The sequence below is a fragment of the Paenibacillus sp. E194 genome (assembly GCF_000935845.1).
In the GTDB taxonomy this organism is placed as follows: Bacteria; Bacillota; Bacilli; order Paenibacillales; family Paenibacillaceae; genus Paenibacillus_B; species Paenibacillus_B alvei_B.
This window is the reverse complement of sequence record NZ_JMDX01000321.1, coordinates 1-5,463: the sequence shown is the minus strand read 5'-3', so window position 1 is coordinate 5,463 and position 5,463 is coordinate 1. Positions and strand designations below refer to the sequence as shown.

The 5,463-nt window shown below is 45.1% G+C and carries 6 protein-coding genes; 4 read left to right on the top strand and 2 right to left on the bottom strand.

Annotated features, from left to right (window positions below; genetic code table 11):
• Nucleotides 1–354: 354 nt before the first annotated feature.
• Nucleotides 355–1,326, bottom strand: coding sequence for an aldo/keto reductase (locus tag AZ66_RS26280; protein ID WP_044357590.1), 972 nt, complete (start codon nucleotides 1,324–1,326; stop codon nucleotides 355–357).
• Between the two features lie 221 nt (nucleotides 1,327–1,547).
• Here AZ66_RS26280 and pdxR point away from each other — a divergent pair, with 221 nt between their 5' ends.
• The 4 genes from pdxR to AZ66_RS33450 all read left to right on the top strand — a co-directional run bounded on the left by pdxR (nucleotide 1,548) and on the right by AZ66_RS33450 (nucleotide 4,816).
• Complete coding sequence (gene pdxR, locus AZ66_RS26275; RefSeq protein ID WP_044357589.1) at nucleotides 1,548–2,999, top strand: MocR-like pyridoxine biosynthesis transcription factor PdxR; 1,452 nt, start codon at nucleotides 1,548–1,550, stop codon at nucleotides 2,997–2,999.
• A 3-nt stretch (nucleotides 3,000–3,002) separates the two neighbouring features.
• Nucleotides 3,003–3,938, top strand: a complete 936-nt coding sequence (locus AZ66_RS26270) for a D-alanine--D-alanine ligase (protein ID WP_044357588.1) — start codon at nucleotides 3,003–3,005, stop codon at nucleotides 3,936–3,938.
• A 92-nt stretch (nucleotides 3,939–4,030) separates the two neighbouring features.
• Entirely contained in the window at nucleotides 4,031–4,204 is a 174-nt protein-coding gene (locus tag AZ66_RS32170) for a hypothetical protein (RefSeq protein ID WP_162833950.1), read from the top strand.
• Between the two features lie 213 nt (nucleotides 4,205–4,417).
• On the top strand, nucleotides 4,418–4,816 hold the full coding sequence (locus AZ66_RS33450) for a DivIVA domain-containing protein (RefSeq protein WP_044357591.1): 399 nt from the start codon (nucleotides 4,418–4,420) through the stop codon (nucleotides 4,814–4,816).
• A gap of 277 nt (nucleotides 4,817–5,093) precedes the next feature.
• On the opposite strand, the gene AZ66_RS26260 is transcribed toward AZ66_RS33450, so the two are convergent.
• The coding region (locus tag AZ66_RS26260) for an FtsW/RodA/SpoVE family cell cycle protein (protein ID WP_044357587.1) at nucleotides 5,094–5,463 on the bottom strand (370 nt) is incomplete at its 5' end.

The following is a 5,463-nucleotide window of genomic DNA, read 5'->3' as shown; positions in this document are numbered from 1 at the left end:
TCCCATATTAGAGTAGGATGAATTGCTACTGGTCCTCCGAAGCCTTCAGATTCCAACTCTAACATCATGACTCCTGGTGCAACGATCATAGTATATCCCTCCATCGTGAGTAAGGCTTGCCATTACGTCTTAGCTTAGTATGTTTTATCACGGAAGGGATTTTATATCAACATCCAAATATTAAATCATACCATAAATATATTTATTTGTCAATATGTCCGTCGGGCCATTATGTGCATTTAATAATCCTGAATTTACGATATCGATCGCTAAAGTTCGTATATAACAGAAGAAAAGCAGCATCCGGATGGATGCCGCTTGTTTCAGTCATCTATATCGCTGTGTCAACGATGATTAAGGCAGCATACGGCCTCTCGTGCTGACATAGAGTGAATACCATTCTTCACGTGTCAATGTAATGGAAGTTGCATCCTTACAAGCGCGGATCCGCTCTGGATTAACAGTACCAATTACAGGCTGAATATGTGCCGGATGTCTCATTAGCCATGCAAGTACAATCGCTTCGCAAGTTGTGTTGTATTGGGAAGCTAGCTTCTGAACAAGCCTCGCGGTAGCTTGGACCGATTCGGGTTCATTGTCAAGATTGCGTCCTGAGTACAAGCCTTGCGCCAGCGGTCCCCAAGATTGAATTTGAATGCCATTCATGCGGCAGTACTCGAGTGTTCCATCTGGGAAAGTATCGTCTGCGGCTGCTGCTTGATTCACGTGCACGCCTGCATCCAGCCAGCCATAGCGGGCTAAGCTCATTTCCAACTGATTTGCAACGAACGGTTCATTGAAGCATGATTGCAGAAGTCGAATCTGACCTGCACTCATATTGGATACTCCGAAATGACGCACTTTGCCGGATTGCTTCAATTGGTTGAATGCTTCAGCGACTTCTTCCGGTTCCATCAGAGGATCAGGACGATGCAGCAGCAATATGTCCAAGTATTCAATACCGAGACGACTAAGAATACCGTCGACACTCTCTAAGATGTGAGATTTGGAGAAATCATATCTTCCCGGAATATCACCATCTGCGAATCGAATGCCGCATTTGGATTGGATAATAATCTTCTCGCGTAATCCTGGTTGCGCTTTCAGCACGTCGCCAAATACTTGCTCCGCTTTGCCGCGGGAGTAAATATTCGCATGATCGAACATGTTGATGCCAATCTCAAGCGCCGCTTCAATAGCAGCTTCCGCACGCTTCACATGTTCATCTGTATACGGCTCATTATCCCAGCTTCCGCCCATTCCCATGCAGCCAAGCACGATGCGGCTTGCCGGGATTCCACGTTCATTCAATGGTAACGTTGTCACAAGCAATCACTCCAATGTAGTAGTCAATGTTATTAGTAATCGTGTTGCTTCCTAGAGCTCGTCCAAATCATATCTGGATGATGCATTACTAGTTTACTACAGCAGAGTGCTAGATTCCACTCTCACATCGACTAAGAACCGCATCGGTTGTAAAATAACCTGAATGTGGTTCTTCTCAATTGGAAGGGTTTGTGCCAAGATAAGAAAGGGGAGTTGAGCACATGTTCCAAGATTTTAAGCTGATCCCGGGGAGACCAGCTTATTTGCAAGTTAGAGATTATTTGCGATTGCTCATTAGTCGTGGATGGCTTACAGCTGATCAGAAGCTTCCCTCGACAAGGGAGCTTGGCAATGTATGGGGTGTAAGCCGCAACACCGTTATTGCAGCTTATCAAGAACTTGCTGATGAAGGGCTCATCTATTCAATCCCTGGGCAGGGTAGCTATGCTTCACCTGCTGAGCGAGCCGATACAATTGTAGCAAATATGGACTGGAACAAGAGGATGAGCGAGAAGGCGCAAACTGCTGAGCGCATGGATGTGATGAAACACGGTGTACGCGGCGAGCGCGGAATGATCTCGTTTATGAGTATTGCGCCAGATGAATCATTATTTCCACTTCAATATGTAAAGCAGGCATTGGTAGACCGTATTGCAGCCGAAGGCGAGATTATGCTGAATTACGGGTATGCTCAGGGATATCAGCCGCTAATTGAAGAGTTGAAGCGATATATGGAATCTAAGGGCATTGATATGAAGGGCAAGGATATGCTCATTACGAACGGATTCACGGAAGGACTCGATATTGTTCTATCTGCTATGGATAAGCGTCATGGGCGTGTCATTTGTGAGAATCCCACCCATCATAGTGCAATTAAATTGTTCAAGATGCATGGGCTCGAGATCGAAGGAATTGCGATGGAGCACGATGGGATGAACATGGAACAGGTAACGAATGCATTAGAGGAACGTTCCTATGATCTGGCATACTTAATCCCATCCTATCAGAATCCTACTGGAGTGGTGATGTCTCCTAACAAGCGGATGACTGCAATACGCTTATTTGCCAAGCACGGCATACCCGTAATCGAAGACGGCTTCAGTGAGGAGCTGCGCTATTCAGGTGCTCATGTCGCACCACTTATTGCCTGTGCTGGCGGTGCTAATCATGTTATCTATATTGGGAGTTTCTCTAAAATTCTGTTTCCAGGGATGAGAATCGGCTGGATAATTGCAGATGAGCAGCTTATTTCATATCTTGTTAGTATGAAGAGGGCTCGGACGATCCATACCTCAACATTGGATCAAGCGGTACTCTATCAATACTTACACAATGGGCATTTTGAATCTTATTTAAAAAAAGCCAAATCCGTATATAAACGCAAGTACGAATGGGCTGTACAGTGTTGTGAACAACATATTCCACTCCGCAGATTATGGGGCGATGGTGGACTCCACTTATTTATTGAAATGGATCTTTCGGTTAATGCTGAGGATGTACTTATGAAGTGCCGTGAACAGGGCGTTCTATTTACACCTGGAAGCCGATTCTACACAGATGGAGGAGGCGCCAACACATTCCGAATTGGATTTTCACGCGTATCGGAGCTAGACATCGAGCGTGGGACTCGAATCATAGGGGACGTAATGAAGCAAATCATCCAGGGGGGATAAAAGATGAAGGTTGGTATCATTATGGGGGGCGTATCTACAGAACGGGACGTCTCGCTTATGACAGGTCAGGAAATGATGAAACATCTAACTGGCAAGTATGAAGCGGTACCTATTGTATTGAACAGCAAAGCAGAGCTGATTGACAAGGTTACAGGGATTGATATCGCGCTCCTCGCGTTGCATGGGGCGTTCGGTGAAGACGGCACCATTCAAGGAACACTTGGTACGCTTGGGATTCCGTATACCGGGGGCGGGATATTATCCAGCAGTTTATGTATGAATAAGCTGCTGACGAAGAAGCTAGTGAAATTTGAAGGCTTCGCAACAGCGGATTGGCTTATTTTGCGATCGAATTCCGCCTATGACATCGATCGGATTGAGGCAGAGCTAGGTTTCCCGCTCGTCATTAAGCCAAACGCAGGCGGATCCAGCATCGGCGTACAGTTGGTGCATAATCGTGATGCGCTTGTCGCAGCCTTAGAGGAAGCCTTCCAATATGATTCGGAAGTGCTGATTGAGCAATATATTCAAGGCGAAGAGATCACATGCTCCATATTAGATGGAGCAATGCTGCCGATTCTATCGATTAAGCCGAAGGGGGAATTTTTCGATTATACCTCCAAGTACGAAGATGGTGGTGCGGACGAGGTAGTTATCGAGCTGCCGGAGCAAGTGATGCAGCAGGTTAGCCGGACTGCTCTTGGCGTATATGAAGCTGCGCAATGCAGTGTATACGCTCGTATTGATATGATTTTATATCAAGGAACTCCGTACGTGATTGAAGTCAATACGCTTCCTGGGTTGACGAAAAACAGCTTATTGCCTAAAAGTGCACAAGCAGCGGGGATATCGTACGGTGAGCTGCTTCATCGTATTATCGAAATCTCACTACAAGAACGAACTTATTTGAACGGGAAAGCTGCTGTAGTGAATTCCTAATCCACTACGAACAATGTGATGGATAGGTATGGAAATGCATGTTCATGCACATAATAACCTTCGATCCTAGGTTAGGGAAAGGAGGGGCAGCAATGAACAACAAGCAATCTCATGATGATCAAGTTGCAACAAAAGCAGAGGTTCAATCCACGAAGCTGAATAAGCTTCCTGTTCCTGAGCAGGCCAATAATGTGGAGTTTAGTGCAGAAGCTTTCGAACAAGCGGGAGCGAACCGTTCCGCAGCGAAGGACAACGATACCGTGTAATCGTGTAGGCACCTTGCCTCAGTCTTATCATACAAGACTGGGGCATTTTCCGATTTGACGCGGGCAAAGAAGGATTTTGCTTGCCATTTACTTACAGGTTACAAGGAAACACTTGAAATGTTCGGTTAGTGCTGATAGTGTGTTCTTTAGATAAAATCGATCGCAACTTGGAACAGGAAGGCGATCCGGTTGGCATGGAACGGAGGAACAGAGATGGAAGAGAATAAGAACGATCAATATGATCATCAGAAGGAATTGTTTGAGCAGTTAGGAATTACGCTGGATGCATTCACCATTCATCAGAAGGATTTTCAGATCAAATTCCGTGGATATGATCCCGATGAAGTAGACGCATTCTTGGATGATATTATTAAGGATTACAGCCAATTCTATGCGGTAATCTCTGATCTGTTGGAGAAATACAAGGAATTGAAGCTGCAAGAACGAGCAAATAAGATCTCAATGATGCATCGTGAACGTGAAGAAATCGTAAACACGGAGCCGTCTGTGGATGTTAAATTCATTGAGGAAATCGTTCGTAAAATGGAGCAAAATATTACGGAACTGAAATATCGTATGACCCTTGGTCAGGATTCGAACAAAGAAATGTAAACGGACTTGGGGATACACGGCAGCATGTTATGCCGCAAGTCGAATACATAAAGATACCCGCGGAGTCGCGGGTTTTTTGGTATGTTCTAAAGTTCGTGTTCTTATCCGGTAAGTCTCTGCGTTCTTCATGGTAATACAGCAGTGTGCCGCAATATCATATTGGCATGCTATCTTGAATCGATTCAGATAAGTGATAGCCGCTTTCAGATTTCTGGCAGCTGCTTTTACTTAGAACGAGACCGATCAATACCATATTGGTTAACAGCAAATGACATAGTTAATGCGCTCCAATCTTTCTTTCATGAGTAAACCTCGTTTTCCTCTTTATATTTTCACTTCTAGCCTGTTGAGTCTCATAGGTGTAGCGAGAGATGTTCAGCAGCATGCCAACCGAAGTCATACACACAATCAGGGAGGAGCCTCCATAACTGATCAAGGGAAGCGGGATACCTGTAATCGGCAGAAATCCAGTGGCAGCACCTATGTTCATCACAAGTTGAATGCCTATCATAGATATAATCCCCGTACCAAGGATTAGACCGAACGGTTCATTGCAACGCAAGGCTACAAGCAGTCCACGAGCAAGGAAGAGGAAGTAGAGCAAGAGAAAACAGATTGTACCAGTTAACCCCCATTCTCGCAATGAT

Bases quoted from the DNA above. Each gene is read 5' to 3' on its own strand.
- pdxR (WP_044357589.1), top strand. From the start codon at position 1,548: ATGTTCCAAGATTTTAAGCTGATCCCGGGGAGACCAGCTTATTTGCAA.
- AZ66_RS26270 (WP_044357588.1), top strand. From the start codon at position 3,003: ATGAAGGTTGGTATCATTATGGGGGGCGTATCTACAGAACGGGACGTC.
- AZ66_RS32170 (WP_162833950.1), top strand. From the start codon at position 4,031: ATGAACAACAAGCAATCTCATGATGATCAAGTTGCAACAAAAGCAGAG.
- AZ66_RS33450 (WP_044357591.1), top strand. From the start codon at position 4,418: ATGGAAGAGAATAAGAACGATCAATATGATCATCAGAAGGAATTGTTT.